Origin of the sequence: Planotetraspora sp. GP83, from assembly GCF_041262585.1 — a bacterium.
Lineage (GTDB): Bacteria > Actinomycetota > Actinomycetes > Streptosporangiales > Streptosporangiaceae > JAOEGB01.
On sequence record NZ_JBGCBZ010000005.1, the window covers coordinates 316,826 to 337,698 of the forward strand.

General features: G+C 70.7%; 17 protein-coding genes. 3 read left to right on the plus strand and 14 right to left on the minus strand.

Annotated elements, in window-relative coordinates:
- Window positions 1-133: 133 nt before the first annotated feature.
- The 3 genes from ABH927_RS10040 to ABH927_RS10050 form a co-directional block, all read right to left on the minus strand.
- Entirely contained in the window at window positions 134-2,653 is a 2,520-nt protein-coding gene (locus tag ABH927_RS10040) for a polynucleotide kinase-phosphatase (protein ID WP_370020241.1), read from the minus strand.
- Window positions 2,654-2,928: 275 nt separating this feature from the next.
- Entirely contained in the window at window positions 2,929-4,482 is a 1,554-nt protein-coding gene (locus tag ABH927_RS10045; RefSeq protein WP_370020134.1) for a 3' terminal RNA ribose 2'-O-methyltransferase Hen1, read from the minus strand.
- Between the two features lie 85 nt (window positions 4,483-4,567).
- On the minus strand, window positions 4,568-5,485 hold the full coding sequence (locus ABH927_RS10050) for an LLM class F420-dependent oxidoreductase (protein ID WP_370020136.1): 918 nt from the start codon (window positions 5,483-5,485) through the stop codon (window positions 4,568-4,570).
- 93 nt (window positions 5,486-5,578) lie between these two features.
- On the opposite strand from ABH927_RS10050, the gene ABH927_RS10055 reads away from it, so the two are divergent.
- Entirely contained in the window at window positions 5,579-6,757 is a 1,179-nt protein-coding gene (locus tag ABH927_RS10055) for a hypothetical protein (RefSeq protein ID WP_370020138.1), read from the plus strand.
- Window positions 6,758-7,323: 566 nt separating this feature from the next.
- Here ABH927_RS10055 and ABH927_RS10060 read toward each other — a convergent pair.
- From ABH927_RS10060 to ABH927_RS10080, 5 genes are all read right to left on the minus strand, one after another.
- Window positions 7,324-8,247, minus strand: a complete 924-nt coding sequence (locus ABH927_RS10060) for a LysR family transcriptional regulator (RefSeq protein ID WP_370020140.1) — start codon at window positions 8,245-8,247, stop codon at window positions 7,324-7,326.
- Window positions 8,248-8,352: 105 nt separating this feature from the next.
- Entirely contained in the window at window positions 8,353-8,703 is a 351-nt protein-coding gene (locus ABH927_RS10065; protein ID WP_370020141.1) for a VOC family protein, read from the minus strand.
- 36 nt (window positions 8,704-8,739) lie between these two features.
- Window positions 8,740-9,642, minus strand: a complete 903-nt coding sequence (locus ABH927_RS10070; protein WP_370020143.1) for a LysR family transcriptional regulator — start codon at window positions 9,640-9,642, stop codon at window positions 8,740-8,742.
- An 81-nt stretch (window positions 9,643-9,723) separates the two neighbouring features.
- Window positions 9,724-10,965 (minus strand): class I SAM-dependent RNA methyltransferase, encoded by a 1,242-nt coding sequence (locus ABH927_RS10075; protein ID WP_370020144.1) that lies wholly within the window; start codon window positions 10,963-10,965, stop codon window positions 9,724-9,726.
- Between the two features lie 37 nt (window positions 10,966-11,002).
- A complete protein-coding gene (locus ABH927_RS10080) occupies window positions 11,003-13,048 on the minus strand; it encodes an APC family permease (RefSeq protein WP_370020146.1) in 2,046 nt (681 codons plus the stop codon).
- A 108-nt stretch (window positions 13,049-13,156) separates the two neighbouring features.
- Here ABH927_RS10080 and ABH927_RS10085 point away from each other — a divergent pair, with 108 nt between their 5' ends.
- Entirely contained in the window at window positions 13,157-13,825 is a 669-nt protein-coding gene (locus tag ABH927_RS10085) for an NAD-binding protein (protein ID WP_370020147.1), read from the plus strand.
- Window positions 13,825-14,484 (plus strand): TrkA family potassium uptake protein, encoded by a 660-nt coding sequence (locus tag ABH927_RS10090; protein ID WP_370020149.1) that lies wholly within the window; start codon window positions 13,825-13,827, stop codon window positions 14,482-14,484. Before ABH927_RS10085 ends, ABH927_RS10090 begins: the two co-directional genes overlap by 1 nt.
- 84 nt (window positions 14,485-14,568) lie before the next feature.
- Here ABH927_RS10090 and ABH927_RS10095 read toward each other — a convergent pair whose 3' ends face one another.
- The 6 genes from ABH927_RS10095 to valS form a co-directional block, all read right to left on the minus strand.
- Window positions 14,569-15,231 carry a DUF3159 domain-containing protein gene (locus ABH927_RS10095; RefSeq protein WP_370020151.1) on the minus strand — a complete coding sequence of 221 codons (663 nt, stop codon included), beginning with the start codon at window positions 15,229-15,231 and terminating at the stop codon, window positions 14,569-14,571.
- Between the two features lie 16 nt (window positions 15,232-15,247).
- Window positions 15,248-15,640 (minus strand): OB-fold nucleic acid binding domain-containing protein, encoded by a 393-nt coding sequence (locus ABH927_RS10100; RefSeq protein ID WP_370020153.1) that lies wholly within the window; start codon window positions 15,638-15,640, stop codon window positions 15,248-15,250.
- 161 nt (window positions 15,641-15,801) lie between these two features.
- Window positions 15,802-16,485 (minus strand): DUF3710 domain-containing protein, encoded by a 684-nt coding sequence (locus ABH927_RS10105; protein WP_370020154.1) that lies wholly within the window; start codon window positions 16,483-16,485, stop codon window positions 15,802-15,804.
- Between the two features lie 24 nt (window positions 16,486-16,509).
- Window positions 16,510-16,947 (minus strand): dUTP diphosphatase, encoded by a 438-nt coding sequence (gene dut, locus ABH927_RS10110; RefSeq protein WP_370020156.1) that lies wholly within the window; start codon window positions 16,945-16,947, stop codon window positions 16,510-16,512.
- 11 nt (window positions 16,948-16,958) lie between these two features.
- Window positions 16,959-18,227, minus strand: coding sequence for an AI-2E family transporter (locus ABH927_RS10115; protein WP_370020158.1), 1,269 nt, complete (start codon window positions 18,225-18,227; stop codon window positions 16,959-16,961).
- Between the two features lie 63 nt (window positions 18,228-18,290).
- Window positions 18,291-20,858, minus strand: a complete 2,568-nt coding sequence (valS, locus tag ABH927_RS10120) for a valine--tRNA ligase (RefSeq protein WP_370020160.1) — start codon at window positions 20,856-20,858, stop codon at window positions 18,291-18,293.
- Between the last annotated feature and the right edge of the window lie 15 nt (window positions 20,859-20,873).

Below are 20,873 nucleotides of genomic sequence, written 5' to 3' on the forward strand. Positions count from 1 at the left end.
CCGCCCTCGCCCCGTCGCGTCACTCGGGGCGGGGCACCGGCCTACGCCTGCTTCGCCGTCCTCTCCGGCGCTTTCGTCGTCGCGTTCATCCGCGAGACGAAGGGCCGCGCCGTGGAGGAGATGGGATAAGGGCTCACAGCCGGGGGTCCACGGGCTCGGACTCCAGCGCGAGGACGGCGAAGACCGCCTCGTGGATCCGCCAGAGCGGGTCTCCCTCGGCCAGCCGCGTGAGCGCCTCGAGGCCCAGAGCATGCTCCCGCAGCGCCAGAGAGCGTTTCTTGCCGGGGAACCGCCGCCGCAGCACGTCGAGGGATTCGGTGTAGTCAGGGCCGTAGATGATCCTCAGGTACTCCCGCCCGCGCACCTTGATCCCGGGCTGCACCCGGTTTCTCCTCGCCCCTGGCGTCCCTGCCGCCATCGGATCACCCAGGGGTACGGAGTCTCCCGAGTGCGGCGGGTCGGCGGGCTTGACGACCATGCCCTCGCCTCCCTCCGCCGTCAGGGCCGACCACCACTCCACGGCCGCGGCCCGCTCCTCCTCCGAGTCGAGGGAGACGAAGACGTGCCTGGTTTGAGGGACAATGTCCGACTCCAGGCGGCCGAGCAGGTCCAGGTGCCACGCGTGCGGCTCCTCCACGGCCGTCGCGCGGCCCTCGCAGGCGAGGATCTGGAACGGCGCGAGCCGTACGCCGTCGAGACCGGAAACCGGCCAGCAGTACCGCGCATAGGCGTCGCGGAAGCGGGCAGCATTGTCCGCACGGCGTCGGGCGTGGACCAGCTGACCGCCTACATCCAGGCCGCGCCCGGCCGCCGTCTCCAGCGCCCGGATCACCTCGGGCAGCGCCGCCCCGGCCGCCGCCCCCACCGAGGCGTACTGGTCGCGGATCAGCCCCTCCGCCTTCGCCGACCAGGGCAGCAGCTCGCAGTCGAGCACCACCCAGTCCGATCGCAGCTCGTCCCAGAGCGGGCTCACCGCGTCGCGTAGCCGGTCGACCAGTTCCGCGGTGAGGTCGTCGAAGAAGGGGCGCCCGGTGCGCGTGTAGACGGTCCCCGCCGAGCCGTCCGTGACCCCGAACCTCCTGGCCGCCGCCTCGGGAGTCCTGGCCAGTACGGCTATCGCCCGCGAGCCCATGTGCTTCTCCTCGCACACGACCCGGGACACCCCGGCCCTGGCGAACTCTTCGAACGCCTCGGCCGGGTGCTCCAGGTAGCCGTCGAGCGAGGACGTCTCCGGCGGGGCCATCGTCGGCGGGAGGTAGACCAGCCAGCGGGGGTCCACGGCGAACCGGCTCATGATCTCCAAAGCCGCTCGCGAGTTCTCCTCTGCGATCTTGATGCGTCCGCCGTACCTCGTCTCGACGTATCGGGTGCCGTCCACGTCGCCGATGTCGAGGACGCCGGGATCCCGGGCCGCCGAAGAGGTGAGCGGCCGGACCGGCTCGTACCACACCTTCTCCGCCGGGACGGAGACGAGCCGGCGCTCGGGGTAGCGGAGCGCGGTCAGCCTCCCCCCGAAGACCACTCCGGTGTCCAGGCAGATCGTGTTGTTGACCCACTCCGGCTCGGGAATCGGCGTGTGGCCGTAGACGACCATGGCGCGGCCCCGGTACTCGTTGGCCCACGGGTACCTGACCGGCAGACCGTACTCGTCGGTCTCGCCCGTGGTGTCGCCGTACAAGGCGAAGGCCCGGACCCGGCCGGACGCCCGCCCGTGGTATGCCTCCTTGAGCCCCGCGTGGGCGACGACGAGCCTGCCGCCGTCGAGCCGGTAGTGGCTGATGAGGCCGTCCATGAACGCCCTCGCGGCGGTCCGGAACTCCTCCGGCTCGGCGGCGAGTTGCTCCAGCGACCGCTCGAGGCCGTGGGCGACCCTGACCTTGCGGCCGTCGAGCGCCCGGACGAGCTTCTGCTCGTGGTTGCCGGAGACGCACAGCGCGGTGCCGGCCGCGACCATCCCCATGACCAGCCGGAGCACGCCCGGTGTGTCGGGGCCGCGGTCGACGAGGTCGCCGACGAACACCGCCGTCCGGCCCTCGGGATGGACCGCCCCCGTGGGCGTCACCTCCCAGCCGAGTTCGCGCAGCAGGGTCTCCAGCTCGGATCGGCACCCGTGGACGTCGCCGATGATGTCGAAGGGCCCGGTGAGCTCGGTCCGGTCCGTCCAGGCCTTCTCGTACGTGATGAGGGCGTTGGCGATGTCGTCGCCGCGCAGCACGTGGACCCGGCGGAAACCGTCCTTGCTGATCTTGCCGAGGGAGCGCCGCAGGTCCTTGCGCTGGCGCGTGATGACGTGCGCGCCGAAGGGCCGGTCCGGCCTGGCGGCGTTTCGGGCGATCGCCACCTCCTCGGGCACGTCGAGCACGATCGCGTCGGCCAGCACGTCATGGCTCCGGGCCAGCTCGATCAGCTTCTTACGGGCCTCCCACTGGACGTTGGTGGCGTCCACGACCGTGAGCAGGCCGCGCCGGAGCCGGGTGGCGACGATGTGGTGGAGCAGGTCGAAGGCGTCCGGCGTGGCGGCCTGGTCGGTCTCGTCGTCGGACACCAGACCCCGGCAGAAGTCCGAGGAGATGACTTGGGTCGGCAGGAAGTGCTTCGCGGCGAAGGTCGACTTCCCGCTGCCGGAGATGCCGACGAGCACCACGAGCGACATCTCCGGCACGCTCACCGCCACCGCCCGCCCCGCGTGATCATGCACAAGTTCCTCCAGATGACCCGCTACCTGCCCACATCGATTTGGTGATCATGCACACCCTCCCCGCCATCCCCGTTCACCTCGAAAGACGTCACTCGTGATCATGCACTTAGGTGCCCACTGCCAGATCACGAAGAGAGTCTCCGCAGGCAGAGGGCCGTACGTGGGAACCCGTGCATGATCACGCGCCACGAAGGCTCCGGTCATCGCCCAGCTCCGGAACCTGTGCATGATCACGCACTGCGCGCGCCATGGAGGGTGAATACGGCCATCTGGGTCGGCGGGCCGACCTCGGGGTCGTTCTCGCCCACCGGCCGGAAGCCCACCTCGTATCCGTACGTCTCGCCGACCCCCGCGGCCCACTCCGCGAACTCGGCCCGAGTCCACTCGAACCGGTGGTCCGGGTGCCGTCGCCCCGCTGGGCCGCCCTCCTCCGGCGCCAGGAACTCGTACCTGACGTTGTGTTCCACGTTGGGCGTAGTGACGATCACGTGGGCCGGCCTGGCCACGCCGAACACCACCCGCTCCAGCGCGGGCAACCTCGGCGCGTCGACGTGCTCGATGACCTCCATCAGCACGGCGGCGTCATATCCGGCGAACCGGGCATCGGTGTAGGTCAGTGACCCCTGGAACAGCTCCAACCGTGCCCGCTTGGCCTCCGGCATCCGGTCGAGCTTGAGCCTGCGCGCCGCCAGAGCGAGCGCGTGCGCCGACACGTCCACTCCTGTGACCTTGGCCAACGCGGGCCCGTTCAACAGCGCGGACACCAGTTGCCCCGAGCCGCACCCGAGGTCGATCACGGTGCGGGCGCCGATCTCCTCCAGGATCGACACGACCGCCTCGCGGCGCAGGACGTTCAGCGGAACCCTCCGCTCGTCCTCGGCGGCCGCAGCGTCGTCCCCCATCGACTGATGATCGGCCGCGTCGCCCCCGATCGGCTCCGCGGCTACGTCGGCGTCGGCGTCGGCGGGCGGGTCCACGGGCTTCTCGCCCGCCGGCGGCTCCAGCGGCTCTTCCTCGACGGGCGGCTCCAGGGCCTCCTCGACGTCGTCCCCCACCTCGGCCAGGCGGGCGAAAGCCGTACGGGCCAGTGCCCATCGGCGGCCGAGGTAGCGGCGGGCGATCAGCGGCTTCTCCGGGTGGGCGGCCAGCCAGCCCTCCCCCGCGCGGATGAGCTTGTCGACCTCGTCATCGGCGACCCAGTAGTGCTTGGCGTCGTCCAGCACCGGCAGCAGCACGTAGAGGTGGTTGAGCGCGTCGGCCAGCCGCACCTCTCCCCGCAGCGTCAGCCGTACATAGCGGGAGTCTCCCCACTCGGGGAACGCCTCATCGAGGGGTACGGCTGACGCCTCCACCTGCCAGCCGAGGGGCTCGAACAGCCGGTGCGCGAGGTCGGCGCCACCCCGGCACGGCAGAGCGGGCAGGCAGAGCTCCAGCGGAATCGGACGGTCGGCGAGCTCCTGCCGGGAGACGCACCGCCCGGCCCGTGCCGTACGGAACACGTCAGCGAGGGTCACCGCGAGCAGCGAGGACGCGGCGTACGGCCGGTCGTTGACGTACTGCCCGAGCGAGAAGTCGGGGGACGACTTCCCGCGCGAGCGCACGAGCCGGACCGGATCGACCTCCAGCAGCAGGGCGGCCGTGCACCGGTCCTCCCCAGCCTCCGGATAGAAGACCGTGGCAGTGCCGAACGACTGGCCGAACTCCCGCACCCGGTCGGGATGCTTGTGCAGGAGGAAGCCGAGGTCCGTGGCAGGCCGGACGGTGGTCGAAATGGTGAGGAGCACCCCGAAAGTGTGACGGACGCCTAATTTGCCCGCCAGCGAAATAAGCGGCCGGAGCGGACGAGCCCGCCGCGCGTTTTCGGGGCGCTCAGACGTGCGGCAGGACCTCGGCCGCGATCAGCTCCAGGTGGTCGAGGTCGGCGAGGTCGAGCACCTGGAGGTAGATCCGCTCGGCGCCGAGCTCGGCGAACTTGCCGATCTTGTCCACGACCTCCGCGGGGGTTCCCGTGAGGCTGGCCGGCCGCAGCAGCGCCGGGTCCTGCCCGATGGCCTCAGCACGCCTGGCGATCTCCGCGTCGTCCCTTCCCACGCAGACCGTCTGGGCGGCCGACAGCACGATCGAGCCGCGTCCCGCCTCCCCGCAGGCCTCCCGCACCCGGTCGTAGGCGGTCCCGGTGTCCTCCAGGCCGCGGAACGGGACGTTGTACTCGTCCGCGAACCGGGCGACGAGCCTGGGCGTCCGCTTCGCGCCGGTGCCGCCCATGATGATGGGCGGGCGGGGCCGCTGCACCGGCTTGGGCAGCGCCGGGGAATCCACCAGGCGGTAGTGCCTGCCCTCGAACGAGAACGGTTCGGTCGCCGCCCAGAGGCCGGTCACGATCTCCAACTGCTCCTCAAGGCGCTCGAACCGCTCGCCGACCGGCGGGAACGGGATGCCGTACGCCAGGTGCTCGTCGTCGAACCAGCCGGTGCCCAGGCCGAGCTCGACCCGCCCGCCGCTCATCTGGTCGACGCCCGCCACGCTGATCGCGAGCGGTCCGGGGAGCCGGAAGGTCGCGGGGGTCACCAGCGTCCCGAGGCGGATGCGCGAGGTCTCCCGCGCGAGGCCGGCCAGCGTCACCCACGCGTCACTCGAACCCGGACCCGGGTCGCCCGCCCCGATCCGCATGTAGTGGTCGGAGCGGAAGAACGCGTCGAACCCGAGTCGCTCGGTCGCCTGGGCCACCGCGAGCAGGTCGTCGTACGTCGAGCCCTGCTGCGGTTCCGTGAAGATCCTTAACTTCATCTGGCCATTATCGCCTCTGCCGTCGCGGACGATTGCTAAAGTTCAAGCCTCGTGTGCGCAACGTAGTCGCAAGATAGCGGAGGGTGGTGAACGGTGGAATCGGCACGGCACGCCCGCGAAGCGGGAACCCCGCCCCGATCCCTCGTGCTGCTGGGCGCTCTGACGCTTGTCACGGGCACCGGCGTCGCCCTCTGGCTGCTTCCGGCCACGATTCGCGCCGACTGGGGCTCCCCCGCCGGGCCCGAGCCCGCCGAGTCCCTGGTGGCCGCCCACCCCGTGGTCGCGGTCCGTACGGCGAGGCCCTCCACCGGCTCGGCCGCCCGTCAGTCCGCCGCGGCCAGACCCCCGACCGCAGTCACAGCCACATCCGCTGCCACATCCACGGCAAACGCCTCCGCCGAGCCCCCGGCGGGCCGCTTCGGGTCACCCGAGCGCGTGCGGACGAGCCGCCCCACGGGCTACATGGGGTTCGTCGACGCCATGGGCAATCCTCAGTTCGATCTGTCCACGAGCGCCCGGCGCACCGGCGTCCACTGGTACACCATTGGCCACCTCACCGCGGGCCCGGACGGCTGCACGCCGAAATGGGGCGGCGTGATGGAGCAGGGCCGCAACCCGGTCGCCAATCGGCTCGGCCGTCTCCGGGCCCAGGGCGGGGACGCCGGACTCTCGTTCGGCGGGCCGACAGGCCCAGAACTGTCGTCCACGTGCACGAGCCAGACCCGCCTGATGTCGTCCTACCGGCGGGTGATCGGCGCCTTCGACCCGGCCGGGATCGACTTCGAGGTCCGCGACTCCGCCGACACGGCTGCCACCGGGCGCCGCGCGGCGGCCATCGCGCAACTCCAGCGGGAGGCCCGGGACAGGGGCCGCCCGCTGGAGGTCACCTTCACCCTTCCCGCCACCGAGTACGGCCTGGCGCCCGCCGACACCGACATGCTGCGGGCCACCCGCGCAGCGGGAGCCGAGATCGACACGGTCAACGTGCTCGTATCGTTCGTGCCAGGCTCCCCCGACAACATGCGCCGTCTGCTCGCCGCAGCCAAGTCGGCGCACGGCCAGGTCGGGGAGACCCTCGGCCTAGCCGGCCAGCCAGGCTGGCAGCGGATGGCCCTGACTCCGGTGATCATGAACCCGGAGGACCTGACCGTGGCCGAGGCTCAGCGCCTGGTCGGCTTCCGGTTGAAGACCGACCTCGCCTGGCTCTCAGTCCGGGGGGCCCGACCGCCCGACGCCGTGATCCAACTCCTCACCGCGTCTCCCATCTCCTGACTCCGCCCTGCCCGCCCTAATGCCTCTGCGGACGCAACTCAGGTCGCCAGCGCGCAGCCCTGCCTCAGAGGCTTCTCGTCGCCGCTCCGACGCGGCATCCGCCCATACGTCACGGCGTTACGCACTCCCGTCCCGAGACGGCGCGGGCAGGCGGCCTTCACCCACGAGGCACCGCCGCAAGCAACTCTCATCGCCTACGGGCAGCGCCGCCGCGGACTCCCCGGTTCCCGAACGTGCGGGCGGGCGGCACTCACACATACGGCACCGCGCTGCAAGCAGCTCAAGGCAACGGCGCAGTCAAGCGACGCTCCCCTTCCCGAGATGGCGCCCCGTCCCATGCATCGCGGCGCTCTTCGGTTCAGGTTCGGAACCTCCCGGCGTAGCGGCCTTTTCTGCCGAGGTGGGTGAGTGTCGCCTGCCACCTTCATGGGACCGTTCGGACCGGTTTTCTGCCACGGGGATGGGACCACCCGGTTGCCAGGTCAGAGAGCCGGGTCGACAGCTACCGCCACGCCAGCCCCGGGTGACGCTGGAACGCCATCGCCAGCGGCTCGCGACCCGCACGACTACGAAGGGCCATCCGACGAAAGCGCCGGGGAAACTGGCACGAGCAGGTAGCTGTCGACCAGGTCGAGGAGTGCCCGGACGGCCGCGCTCGGCCGCCGGGCGGCGGAGGTCGCCAAGACCAGCGGCCAGATGAGGACCGTATCCGCCAGGTACACGATGGACAGGCCAGGTTCGTTGACGACGGCGAACTCGGGGACGACGGCGATGCCAAGCCCCTCCCGGACGAACGCGCAGCAGGTGGTGAGGTCAGGGACCTCCAGAGGGATACGGCGCTCCAAGCCTGCTGCGGCGAAAACGCGGTCCACCATGGCGCGGGTGCTGTAACCCGGTGGGAAGTCGACGAAGTTCTCCTGGGCCAACCGGGCGAGGGCCACGCTCTGCTCGCCGGCGAGCGGGTGATCGGGGTGCATCACCAGCACCAGTCGTGCGTCGGCGAGCCGGTGCGCGGCAAGGGCCGATGGCGGGCGGGCGGGCATTGCGAGGATCGCGATATCCACCTCGCCGGAGGCCACCGCCTCCGCCAGGCCACTGGAGCCGGTGCCGGTCATGCGCAGACGTACGGTGACCTCGGGATGCTCTCGGTGGAAGCGCCCGAGCAGCGCGGGGAGGTCCACGATCGGCATGGCGGGCAGCATGCCGATACTGACCGTCCCGCCCAGTTGGCGGTCAACCCCCTGGACCGACTGGCGAACGGCTCGGGCCGCCTCCAGAAGGCCACGGGCCTCGGGCAGCAGCGCCGCCCCCGCATCCGACAACGCCACCCGCTGGGCGCTGCGCTCAAAGAGCGTCACCCCCAGCTCCCGCTCAAGCGACCGGATCGCCGCCGACACCGCCGACTGCACCACATGAAGCCGACGGGCCGCCTTGGTGAAGTTCAGCTCCTCCGCGACCGCCACGAAATACTCCAAGTGGCGTAGGTCCACAGCCCAATTGTCACCGCCTGGCCCCGACGCCCTCCAATGCACACCCTTCAACGCACGCCGACACGTCCCTCGGACACCGGGTCGGGCATACGGGGCGGGCGAAGGTCAGCTGCGGGCGCTCAGGACGCAGAACTCGTTGCCTTCCGGGTCGGTCAGGACAACCCACGGCTGGTCGTCTTGGCCCACGTCGGCCGGGCGGGCTCCGAGGGCGAGGAGCCGATCGACCTCCGCCTGCTGGTCCTTCGGACGGAAGTCGAGATGGAGGCGGTTCTTCACTGTCTTGCCCTCAGGCACGGGCACGAAGATCAGTCCGGGCAGAACGTCGGGGGCGATTCGGATCTCGTACTCGTCGTCGGCGTCGTTGACGACCACCCAGCCGAGCGCCTTGGCCCACCACTCGCCCAGCGCCACGGGATCGGCCGCGTCGATCACCACTTGCTCCCAGATCAGGCTCATGTTCGATCACCCTACCCATTCCTACGAATTCACTGCTCAAGCGCCGGTGACCGGCACGAGCACGTAGCCGTCGATGAGGTCGAGCAGTGCGCGGACTGCCGCACTCGGCCGCCGGGTGGCCGAGGTCGCCAAGACCAGCGGCCAGATGAGGGTCGCGTCCGCCAGGTTCACCATGGACAAGCCGGGTTCATCGACGACAGCGAACTCCGGGAGGAAGGCGACGCCGAGGCCCTGCCGTATGAGGGCGCAGCAGGTGGTGAGGTCAGGGACCTCGAGGGTGATACGACGATCCAGTCCCGCCGCGACGAAGGCGCGGTCCACGATGGCCCGGTTGCTGTAACCCGGTGGGAAGTCGATGAAATCCTCCTCCGCCAGCCGGGCCAGCCCCACGCTTTTCCGACCGGCGAGCGGATGGTCCGAGCGCGTCACCGGCACCAGCGGAGGGTCGGCGAGCCGGCGTGCGGCGAGGGTCGCGGGCAGCCGGCCGGACACCGCCAGGATCGCGACATCGAGGTCCCCGGAGGCCACTGCCTCCGCCAGCCCGGCGGAGCCGGTGCCGGGGATGCGAAGGCGCACGATCACCTCGGGATGTTGCGCGTGGAAGCGCCCGAGCAACTCGGGGAGGTCCACGATCGAGATGGCGGGCAGCATGCCGATACTGACCGTCCCGCCCAGTTGGCGGTCAACCCCCTGGACCGACTGGCGAACGGCTCGGGCCGCCTCCAGAAGGCCACGGGCCTCGGGCAGCAGCGCCGCCCCCGCATCCGACAACGCCACCCGCTGGGCGCTGCGCTCGAACAGCGTCACCCCCAGCTCCCGCTCAAGCGACCGGATCGCCGCCGACACCGCCGACTGCACCACATGAAGCCGACGGGCCGCCTTGGTGAAGTTCAGCTCCTCCGCGACCGCCACGAAATACTCCAAGTGGCGTAGGTCCACAGCTCAATTGTCACCGTGTGGCCCCGACCTCAAATGCGGGACCTCATGCGGGACCTCAGATGCGGGACCTCATGCGGGATTTCAGATCGGCTCCTTGACCAGCAGCGCCACGCACTCGACATGGTGCGTCATCGGATATTGATCAAAAGCCCGCAAACCGGCGAGGCGGTAGCCGTACGGGGCAAACCAGGCGATGTCGCGGGCCATCGTGGCCGGGTCGCAGGACACGTAGACGATGCGAGGCGCGTCCAGCGTGGCCACGCGGTCGACGACCGGGCGGCCAAGGCCCGCTCTGGGCGGGTCGGCGACGACCAGGTCGGCCCGCTCGATCTCCAGGCGATCGAGCGCCTCCTCGACCCTCCCCCGCTCGACTCTCGCCTGCGGCAGGTCGCGCAGGTTCCACCGCGCGTCCTGTACGGCCTGCGGTTCGGATTCGATCCCCAGCACGGCCCCGTCGGGGCCCACGGCCTCGGCGAGCCCGGCGGCGAACAGCCCCGCGCCGCAGTAGAGGTCGAGCGCCCACTCGCTCTCCTCCGGCTGCCCGAAGTCGAGCACCGCGTCGAGCAGCGTGGCCGCCGCGCCCGGATGGACCTGCCAGAACCCGCTCGCGGTCACCCGGAAGTCCCGGCCGCCGACCCGCTCCACGAGCGACGCCTGACCGCTGAGCGCCCGGGTCCCCCGCTTGCCCTCGTCGAGCAGGACCGACGCGTCCACGTCCGGTACGGCTACCGCCCGGTGGGGCCGGGGCTCGATGATGACCGCCCGGTCGCCGCCGGATGACGCGACCGCCTCGACGGAGGCGGCGCCACGCCATGCCAGCGCCTCGACGCCGATCTCCTCGACGGCGGGATGGGCGATCGGGCAGTGGCCGATGTGCTCGATGGCGTGGGAGCGGTGGCGGCGCAGACCGGCGGAGCCGTCCCGGTCGGCGGCGAACCGCACCCGGGTCCGCCAGCCGAGGCCGTCCGGAGCGCCCGGCACCTCCTCCACGAGGACCTTCCAGTCGATCCCCGCCAGCCGTTGGAGTTGCTCGGCGACGACGTCGGCCTTCAGCCGCCGCTGGGCGTCCAGCGAGGCGTGCTGCCAGTCGCAGCCACCGCACCGGCCTGGGCCGCTGAACGGGCACGGCGGGGTGACCCGGTCGGGCGAGGGCTCCAGGATCTCCACGGCGTCCGCCCGCAGGAAGCGCGCGGTCTCCTCGGTGATCTCGGCGAGGACCCGTTCCCCCGGCAGCGCGTGCCGTACGAACACGACGCGGCCCTCGTGCCTGGCCACGCACCAGCCGCCGTTGGCGACGCCTCCCACGGTCAGCTCAATCGGCACGACCGCCCCCTTCCCTTCCGGGCTCTCGCTGGGTCAATCATGCCTTGACCTGGTCGTCCTTGGCCGCGGGCTGCTGATAGGGGCGGCGGGACGCGCCTGGCGCCACCGGCTCGCGGCGGCCCTTCAGGCGGTCCGACGAGGCGAGCTGCCACGGCACGCTCGTCACCATGACGCCGGGCTTGAACAGCAGCCGGCCCTTGAGCCGCAGCGCGCTCTGATTGTGCAGCAGGTGCTCCCACCAGCGGCCCACGACGTATTCCGGGATATAGACCGTCACCACGTCGCGCGGCGACCGGCGGCGCAGCGACTTCACGTAGTCCAGGATCGGCCCGGTGATCTCGCGGTAGGGCGAGTCGAGGATCTTCAACGGCACCGGGATGCCCCGGCGGTCCCACTCCTCATGGAGCTTGGCCGCCTCGTCGGCGTCCACGCTGACCGTAACCGCCTCCAGGGTCGAGGGCCGGGTCGCCTTGGCGTACGCCAGGGCGCGCAGCGTGGGCTTGTGAATCTTGGAGACGAGCACGATGGCGTGGTTGCGCGCGGGCAGCAGCGACTCGTCGATCTCGCCCTCCTCGGGCGCGGCCAGTTCGTCGGCCACCCGGTCGTAGTGGTGCCGGATGCCCTTCATCATCAGGAACAGCACGGGGATGGCGATGCAGACGATGTACGCGCCGTGGCTGAACTTGGTGAGAAGGACGACGACGAGGACGAGACCGGTCATGATGCCGCCGAAGCCGTTGATGATCCGGGAGCGCATCATCCGGAAGCGGACCTTGGGGTCGGTCTCGGTCTTCAGGTGGCGGGTCCAGTGCAGGACCATGCCGGTCTGGCTCAGCGTGAAGGAGACGAACACGCCGACGATGTAGAGGTTGAGCAGCTTGCTCACGTCGGCGTTGAACGCCCAGATCAGGAGGCCGGCCCCGGCGGCGAGGATGACGATGCCGTTGCTGAACGCCAGGCGGTCGCCCCGGGTGTGGAGCTGGCGCGGCAGGTACCGGTCCTGGGCGAGGATCGAGCCGAGCACCGGGAAGCCGTTGAACGCGGTGTTCGCGGCGAGGAACAGGATCAGCGCGGTGACGGCGGCGATCACGACGAACGGGATGGAGCCGTCCCCGAAGACGGCCGAGGCGACCTGGGCGATGATCGGCTGCTGGTAGTAGCCCGGACCGGCGGGATGGCCGTTGATCAGGATGTCCCTGGCGACGTTGGCCGGGTCGGTCACCCTCACCCCGGACTTCAGGCCGAGGAAGATGATCCCGCTGAACATCGTGACGGCGATGACGCCCATCATGAGCAGTGTCGTCGCGGCGTTGCGGCTCTTGGGCTTACGGAAGGCCGGGACGCCGTTGCTGATCGCCTCGACGCCGGTCAGAGCGGCGCACCCGGACGAGAACGCGCGCAGGACGAGGAACGCCAGCGCGAACCCGGCCAGGTCGGTCTTCTCGGTGACGATCGTGTAGTCGGCCGTGGGGGCGCGCAGGGGCTCGCCCAGCACGAGAAGCCGGAACATGCCCCAAAGGATCATGAGGATCACCGCCGCCATGAAGGCATAGGTGGGCACGGCGAACGCCGCGCCGGACTCGCGGATGCCGCGCAGGTTCATGACGGTGAGCAGGACGACGATCCCGATCGCCACCAGTGGCCGGTGCTCGGCGACGAAGGGGATGGTGGCGCCCACGTAGTCGGCGCCGTTGGCCACCGAGACCGCGACGGTCAGCACGTAGTCGACGAGCAGCGCGCTCGCGACGGTCAGCCCGGCGTTCGGCCCTAAGTTGGTGGTCGCGACCTCGTAGTCGCCGCCGCCGCTGGGGTAGGCGTGCACGTTCTGCCGGTAGGACGCGACGACGACCAGCATGACGAGGACGACCGCCGCCGCGACCCAGGGGCTGTAGCTGTAGAAGGTGGCCCCGGCCAGCGACAGGATGACCAGAATCTCCTGCGGCGCGTAAGCGACGGACGACAGCGCGTCGCTGGCGAAGACCGGCAGAGCCACGCGTTTGGGCAGCAACTGGTCGTGGAGCTGCGTGCTGCGGAGAGCGCGCCCCACGAGAAGCCGCTTGACAAGATCCGTCACCTTGGACACGTCTGTTGAGCCTAGTCCTTCTGCGCCACGCCCGGCTGACGCGGTCCCGGACCAAGCGCGACATACTGTCTGGAATAGGAGTCCGCCACCAACCCACGGCGGGGAAGCATGCATATTGTGATCATGGGATGTGGGCGGGTCGGCTCGACCCTAGCCCATATTTTGGAGGACAACGGACACTCGGTCGCCATCATCGACCGGGATCCGCAGGCGTTCCGCCGCCTCCGCGCCGGATTCCGCGGACGGCGGGTGACCGGGATCGGCTTCGACCGCGACGTCCTGGAGGAGGCGGGCATCGGATCGGCCGCCGCCTTCGTCGCCGTCAGCAGCGGCGACAACTCCAACATCATCTCCGCCCGGGTGGCGCGCGAGATGTTCGGCGTGGACAACGTCGTCGCCCGCATATACGACCCCCGCCGGGCCGAGGTCTACCAGCGGCTCGGCATTCCCACGGTCGCCACCGTACGGTGGACCGCCGACCAGATCCTGCGCCGGGTGCTCCCCGAGGGGGCCGAGCCGTTCTGGCGCGACCCGACCGGGACGGTGATCCTGGCGGAGGTGGCCTTCAACCAGGGCTGGATCGGCATCCGGGCCAAGGCCGTCGAGGAAGCCGCGAGCGCCCGCCTCGCCTTCATCAACCGGATGGGCGAGGCCCTGGTGCCCAAGGACGACACCGTGATCCAGGAGGGCGACATCATCCATCTGGTCGCGGCCGAGAACGACATGGACCGGATCAACAAGGTGCTGTCAAGCCCGCCGTCCGACGAGGAGCACTGATGCGCGTCACCATCGCCGGCGCGGGCGCCGTCGGCCGTTCCATCGCCGCCGAGCTCCTGGAGAACGGCCACGAGGTCCTCCTCATCGACATCGACCCGCGCGCCATCAAGATCGACAGCGTCCCGAGGGCCGAGTGGCTGCTCGCCGACGCCTGCGAGATCTCCTCGCTCGACGAGGCCGGGCTGAACGGCTGCCAGGTCGTCATCGCCGCCACCGGCGACGACAAGGTCAACCTGGTCGTCTCGCTGCTCGCCAAGACGGAGTACGGCGTGCCGCGCGTGGTCGCCCGGACCAACCACCCCAAGAACGAGTGGCTGTTCAACGAGTCCTGGGGGGTCGACGTCGCCGTGTCGACGCCGCGCCTGCTGTCGGCACTGGTCGAGGAGGCGGTCAGCGTGGGCGACCTCGTGCGGCTGATGACCTTCCGGCAGGGCCAGGCCAACCTGGTCGAGCTGACCCTGGCCGAGGACGCCCCCGTGGTCGGCCAGCGGGCCGGGTCGGTCCCCTGGCCGGTGGACGCCGCCCTGGTCGCGATCCTGCGCGAGGGCCGGGTGCTGGTCCCCTCGGCCGACGACCCACTGGAGGCCGGTGACGAGCTGCTGTTCGTCGCCAACCAGGAGGTCGAGCACGAGCTGGCCCACCTGCTCTCCTCGCACTGAACCCGTCACGCCGACCCCTTCACGCCGGTACGGCTGCCGCCCGCGGGCGGCAGCCGTACCGGGAAGATTCAGTCGGGCTGAAGTTCAGGCGGCGGGCTGGAGCGGCGTCCGGCCGCGGGCGAGGACCCAGACCATCGCGGCCAGGCCGGCCACCTGGAGCGGCCAGCCGAGGGCGATCTTGGCGATTCCGAGCGCGGTCACCTGTCCCGCCCAGTAGAACGGCAGCTGCACCACCACGCGGATCAGGCACGGCAGCATCAGCAGCCACGTCAGCCGCGAGCAGAGCCGGACCAGGCCGGAGTCGTTGTGCCAGGCCGTCGGATCGCCGGTCACCGAGCCGATGAGGAACCCCACGATCGGCCAGCGGACGATGATCGACAGCAGCATCCCGGCGGCGTAGGCGCCGTTGTAGAGGATGCCCGGCAGGAAGACGTCCTTCGCGTCACCGGTGCGCGCGGCGAAGAAGGCGCCGATGCCGATGCCGACGAGGCTGTTCAGCACGAACTGCGGCGTGGACCGCTGCGCGAGCCGTACGAGCAGGAGGGCCACCGCGGCGGCGATGCTGACGATCAGCGAGAGCTTGAGCTCGCTGGTCGCGACCCACATGCCGGTGAAGACGATCGTGGGGACCGCCGCCTCGACGATCCCCCGTTTGCCGCCCAGCGCCTTGGACAGCTGGGCACGAACGGCCGCCTCCACGGTTGCGTGCGCCGCCGCGGGCGCGGCCGTCATGTCCGCTGTGCTCATTCGGTCTCCTGGGAGATCAAGGGCCACCCGCCGGGCGAAGCTCGTAGCGGGGATTGAACATGACCTTACGGCCGTCCTGGAAGCTCACCAAGCCTTCTGCCCGCACGACACGGCCGGGCTCGATGCCGACGATCTTCCGGCGGCCCAGCCAGACCAGGTCGATCACGTCCGACCCGTCGTACAGCTCGGCTTCGAGCGCGGGCGCGCCGCCACGGGGCCGCAGCGTCACGGTGCGAAGCGTGCCCGCCACGCAGAACCGCTGCCGCATCCCGCACGAGGCGATGGGCGTGGCGCCCTCGCGTCCGAGATCCTCGCGAAGCTCGGCGGCCTCCAGCTCGGCCTGGCTTGAGGTCAGCCGCTGAAAGAAGCCCCGCAGTCCGCCGCGTTTGGCAGGCTCCGGCGTGCTCATCGGTCGGTCACCAGCTTCCTCGCTCACAGTCCCGAGGTTCCCTCGGCATGACTTCCCAAGGGTAGAGGACGGTCTCTCCGCAGCCTACTTGAGCGCACGCCATGCCTGAAGGACGCAAATGGGCAGGGGTTGCACCGGAGATCGTCAACAGCACTTTCCCGTCAACGGGTTTCGGTGATCTCCGGACCGCGCTCGAAGGGCTTGAACTCCTCCTGCTGGGCCGCCTGCTGCTCCATCGCCTGCCGCGCCTCGGCCGGAAGCCGGAGCTGGATCGGCTCCTTGGGCGCCATCGGCTCGTCGCCCCTGACCACCACGACGCCGCGCACGACGCTCTCCAGGGTCTCGGCGGCGGCGGCGTCGATGGCCGCGCGGCCGCTGATGACCGCCCGCAGGAACCAGCGGGGCCCGTCGATCCCGATGTAGCGGACGGGCTGCGGGCCCGCGGATCCGGACTGGCCCTGGCTCGGGACCTTGGCCGCCAGCTCGACGCCGAACGGCCCCTCCTGCTCCTGGACCGTGCCACCCGCGGCGGTCACCTCACGGGCGAGCTCGGCGCGGACCTCGTCCCAGATGCCGCTGCGCTTGGGCGCGGCGAACGCGTGCACCTGCAGGGCGCTCTCGTCCACGAGGACGACGGCGCCGTCGATGTGCTCACCCGCCAGGCTGAGCTGCACCTCGAAGCCCGGGCCGATGGGCAGGTGAAGACCGCCCAGATCGACCCTCTCGGCCTCCGGATAGCTCTCCTGGACGTCCCAGGGGCCTGTTGTGCGCGTGGGAGCGGAGGGCCCCTCCTCCGCGACGACCGGTGCCGTCTCCTCCTCCGCGCGTCGCCGGCGTCGGAACACGTCTTTCACCCTCTTCTGTCTGTCTCAGCTGCCGGTAGACCCGAAGCCGTTGGCGCCCCGGATCGAGCCAGGCAGCCGGTCCACCTCGTAGAAAGCCGCCTTCTCCACCCGCTGGATGACCAGCTGGGCGATGCGGTCGCCGCGCTTGAGCCGGACCGCGTCCTTGCCGTCGGTGTTGATCACTGTGACCTTGATCTCGCCGCGGTAGCCGGCGTCGACGGTGCCCGGCGCGTTCACCAGGGTCACGCCGAACCTCGCGGCCAGTCCCGAACGGGGATGCACGAACGCGGCGTAGCCGTCGGGAAGCGCGATGGCGACTCCGGTGCCGACCACGGCCCGCTCTCCGGGCAGCAACTCCACGTCCTCCGACGCGTACAGGTCCGCGCCCGCGTCACCGGGATGGGCGTACGACGGCAGCGGCAGCTCGCTGTCGAGCCGGTGGATCAGCACCTCAACGCTCATGAGGCAAGACCCTACCCCTTGCGCTGCGGAGACACGGCCTCTCCCGGGTTACCGGCCGGGCGCGGTTCCGGAGCCGCGGGACCGGGCAAGAGCCGCCCCTCCCCCGGCCGGGGCTCGGGCGCGGTGACGCTGGCGGGGGCCCGCGCGGCTGTCTCGGCCGCTTCGGCTTTCTCTGCTCCCTCGGCTGCTTCGGCGCCGGCCTCGCCGGCTGGCGGGAGCGCGGGCTGGTCCCGGCGGAGCTCGGGCAGCGCCCGGTAGATCACCGCGACCACCGGCACCGCCACCGCGGCCCCTGTGATCCCGCCCAGCACGCCGCCCACGGCGAGGGCCAGGATGATCGCCAAGGGATGGAACGCCAGGGCCCGGCCGACGATGAGCGGCTGCAGGACGTGGTTCTCCAGTTGCTGCTCGACGACGAGCACTCCGACGAAGATCAGCGCGTACACCCAGCCCTGCGACCCGAAGGTCACGAGAGTCGCGATGGTGCCCGCGAAAAAGATGCCGACGATCGGGATGAAGCTGGCGAAGAACACCAGCACCGCCAAGGGCGCCCACAGGGGCACCCGCATTCCGGCCAGGACGATGCCGATGACGACCCCGTGGATCGCCGCGACGACCACGGTCCCGTGGACGTAGTGGGAGATCGTCACCCAGGCCGCCCGCCCGGCGCGGTCCACGCGCGGCGCGGCGCCCCCGAAGGCGCGCAGGAACCACGCCCAGATGCGTTCGCCGTCCTTGAGCAGGAAGAACGTGACGAACAGCAGCAGGACGATGGAGGCCAGCACCTCGACGACCGCCGTGGCCCCGGTGAGCAACGTCTGCGTGAGCTGGCTGCGCTGCTGGTTGATCTGCTGGCTCAGCTGGTCGACCATGCCGGCCAGCTGGGCCTCCTTGATGTGGAGCGGCCCGTGGAGCAGCCAGTCCTGGGCGTTGCGGGCGGTGAGCCGGATCTGCTCGACCAGCCGCGGGAACTCCTCGTTGGCGCGCACACCGATCAGGAAGCCGATGCCGACGATGACCGCCAGGCCGAGCAGCATGGTGAGCCAGGTGGCGTATATGGGCCGCAGCCCCGCCCTGCGGAGCCGCCTGGTCAACGGCAACAGCAGCGCGGTGAGCAGGAAGGCGACGGCCACCGGCACGACGACGAAGCTGAGCCGGGCGACTATCGACGAGAAGACATAGATCATCGCGCCGAGCAGCAGCACCCGCCAGCTCCATGCGGCCAGGGTGACCAGAACCTGGGGCACACCCTCGCTGTCACGCTTGTTGTGCGAGATCACGTGTCCAGCCTGTCACGTTCCTAGGCCGAACGCGCACGGGTTTTACCCGGCCCTGTACTTGGCTCAGTCAGACAGCCGGGAAGACAGCGTGGTGACCGCCGTGAGCGGGACGTCGGCGGAGTCCGCGCCGGCGGCGTCGAGGACGAACTCCTCCACGTTGCCGGCCGCGCACAGGTCGTCCTGGGCGTGCCGTACGAGATCGGCCCGGTGGCCGGAGACGACCAGGCGGGAGACCTCCGCCCGCATGGACACGCGGGCCTCCGACTTCGCCCGGCGGACCATGCGGAGCACCTCGGCCACGGCCTCCAGCACCGCCGGATCGCCCGCCGAGCCCACCCCGTCCGCCGACGGCCAGGAAGCTCGGTGCACCGAGCCCGGCCGCCACCACGACCAGACCTCCTCGGTCACGAAGGGCAGGAACGGCGCGAAGAGGCGGAGCAGCACGTCGAGCGCCCGGCGCAGGGCCGCGACGGCCGAGGCGTCCCCGGTGTAGGCCCTGGCCTTCACCAGCTCCAGGTAGTCGTCGCAGAACTCCCAGAAGAACCGCTCGGTCCGCTCCAGCGCCCGCGCGTAGTCGTAGGCCTCGAACGCCTCCGTGGCCTCCGCCACAACGGCCCGGAGGGCCGCCAGCATCGACAGGTCGACCGGCTCGCTGACGTCCGCCGAGCCGGTGGACTCGAAGCCGAGCACGAACTTGGAGGCATTCAAGATCTTGATGGCCAGGCGGCGGCCGATCTTGATCTGGCCCGTGTCGAAGGCGGTGTCGGTGCCGGGCCGCCCGCCGGCCGCCCAGTAGCGGACCGCGTCCGAGCCGTACTCTTCGAGCAGGCCCATGGGGGTGACCACGTTGCCCTTAGACTTCGACATCTTCTTGCGGTCCGGGTCGAGGATCCAGCCCGAGATCGCGGCGTGCTTCCAGGGCAGCCCGCCGTGCTCCAGGTGCGACCGGACGACCGTCGAGAACAGCCAGGTGCGGATGATCTCGTGCGCCTGGGGCCGCAGATCCATCGGGAAGACCCGGCGGAACAGGTCGTCGTCGCGCTCCCAGCCTCCGGCGATCTGCGGCGTGAGGGACGACGTCGCCCAGGTGTCCATCACGTCCGGGTCGGCGACGAAGCCCAGCGGCTTGCCGCGCATGTCGGCGGTGAATCCGGGCGGCACGTCGCTGGACGGGTCGACCGGAAGGGCCGACTCCGGCGGCGTGATCGGGGCCTCGTAGATCGGCTCGCCCCCGGAGTCGAGCGGGTACCAGACCGGGATCGGCACGCCGAAGAACCGCTGGCGGGAGATCAGCCAGTCGCCCGCGAGGCCCTCGACCCAGTTGTCGTAGCGGACCCGCATGTGCGGCGGGTGCCAGGTCAGCTCCCGGCCGCGATCGAGCAGGTCCCGGCGCAGCCCCGCGTCACGGCCGCCGTTGCGGACGTACCACTGCCGGGTGGTGACGATCTCGAGTGGCCGGTCGCCCTTCTCGTAGAACTTCACCGGCCGCTGGATCTTCCGCGGCTCGCCGTCCAGATGGCCCGACTCCCGCAGCATCTCCACGACGCGCTCCCGCGCGCTGTGCACGGTCTTCCCCGCCAGCTCCTTGTACGGCTCGGCCGCCACGCCGTGGGGAGACTCGGGAAGGAGGCGGCCGTCCCAGCCGATGACGGGCCGGGTGGGGAGGTCGAGCTCGCGCCACCAGGTGACGTCGGTGATGTCGCCGAAGGTGCAGATCATGGCGATGCCAGAGCCCTTGCCCGGCTCGGCGAGGTGATGTCCCACGACGGGGACCTCGACCCCGAAGATCGGCGTGTGGACCGTCGTGCCGAACAGCGGCCGATAGCGCTCGTCGTCCGGGTGGGCCACCAGCGCCACGCAGGCCGGGATCAGCTCGGGCCGGGTGGTCTCGATCCACACCCGGTCGCCGAACCCCTGGTCCCGCTGGGCCTGCGACAGGTCGAAGCCGATGCGGTGGAAGGCCCCGGGCCACTCCCGGTCCTCCAGCTCGGCCTGGGCGACCGCCGTACGGAACGTCACGTCCCAGAGCGTCGGCGCCTCGGAGACGTATGCCTCGCCGCGGGCGAGGTTGCGCAGGAAGGCGCGCTGCGAGGCGGCCCGGGAGCCGGCGTCGATCGTGGCGTAGGTCATCGACCAGTCGACGGACAGGCCGAGGCGGCGCCACAGCTCCTCGAACGCCTTCTCGTCCTCGGCCGTCAGCCGCTCGCACAGCTCGATGAAGTTCCTGCGGGAGATCGGCACCTGCCGCTTGGGATCGGGCTTTCCCGGCGGCTCGAACGACGGGTCGTACGGCATCGACGGGTCGCAGCGCACGCCGAAGTGGTTCTGCACGCGACGCTCGGTGGGCAGGCCGTTATCGTCCCAACCCATCGGGTAGAAGACCTCGCGCCCGCGCATGCGCTGGAAGCGGGCGACCGTGTCCGTGTGCGTGTAGGAGAAGACGTGTCCGACGTGAAGAGAGCCGGACACGGTCGGCGGCGGGGTGTCGATCGAGTAGACCTCGTCCCTGCTCCGGGACCGGTCGAACCGGTAGGTCCCGTCGGCTTCCCAGCGGGCTGCCCATACCGTCTCCAGGCCGTCGAGAGCCGGTTTCTCGGGCATGGCGGAAAGGCGCGGTCGCTGTTCGGTCATGCCTCCCAATGTTAT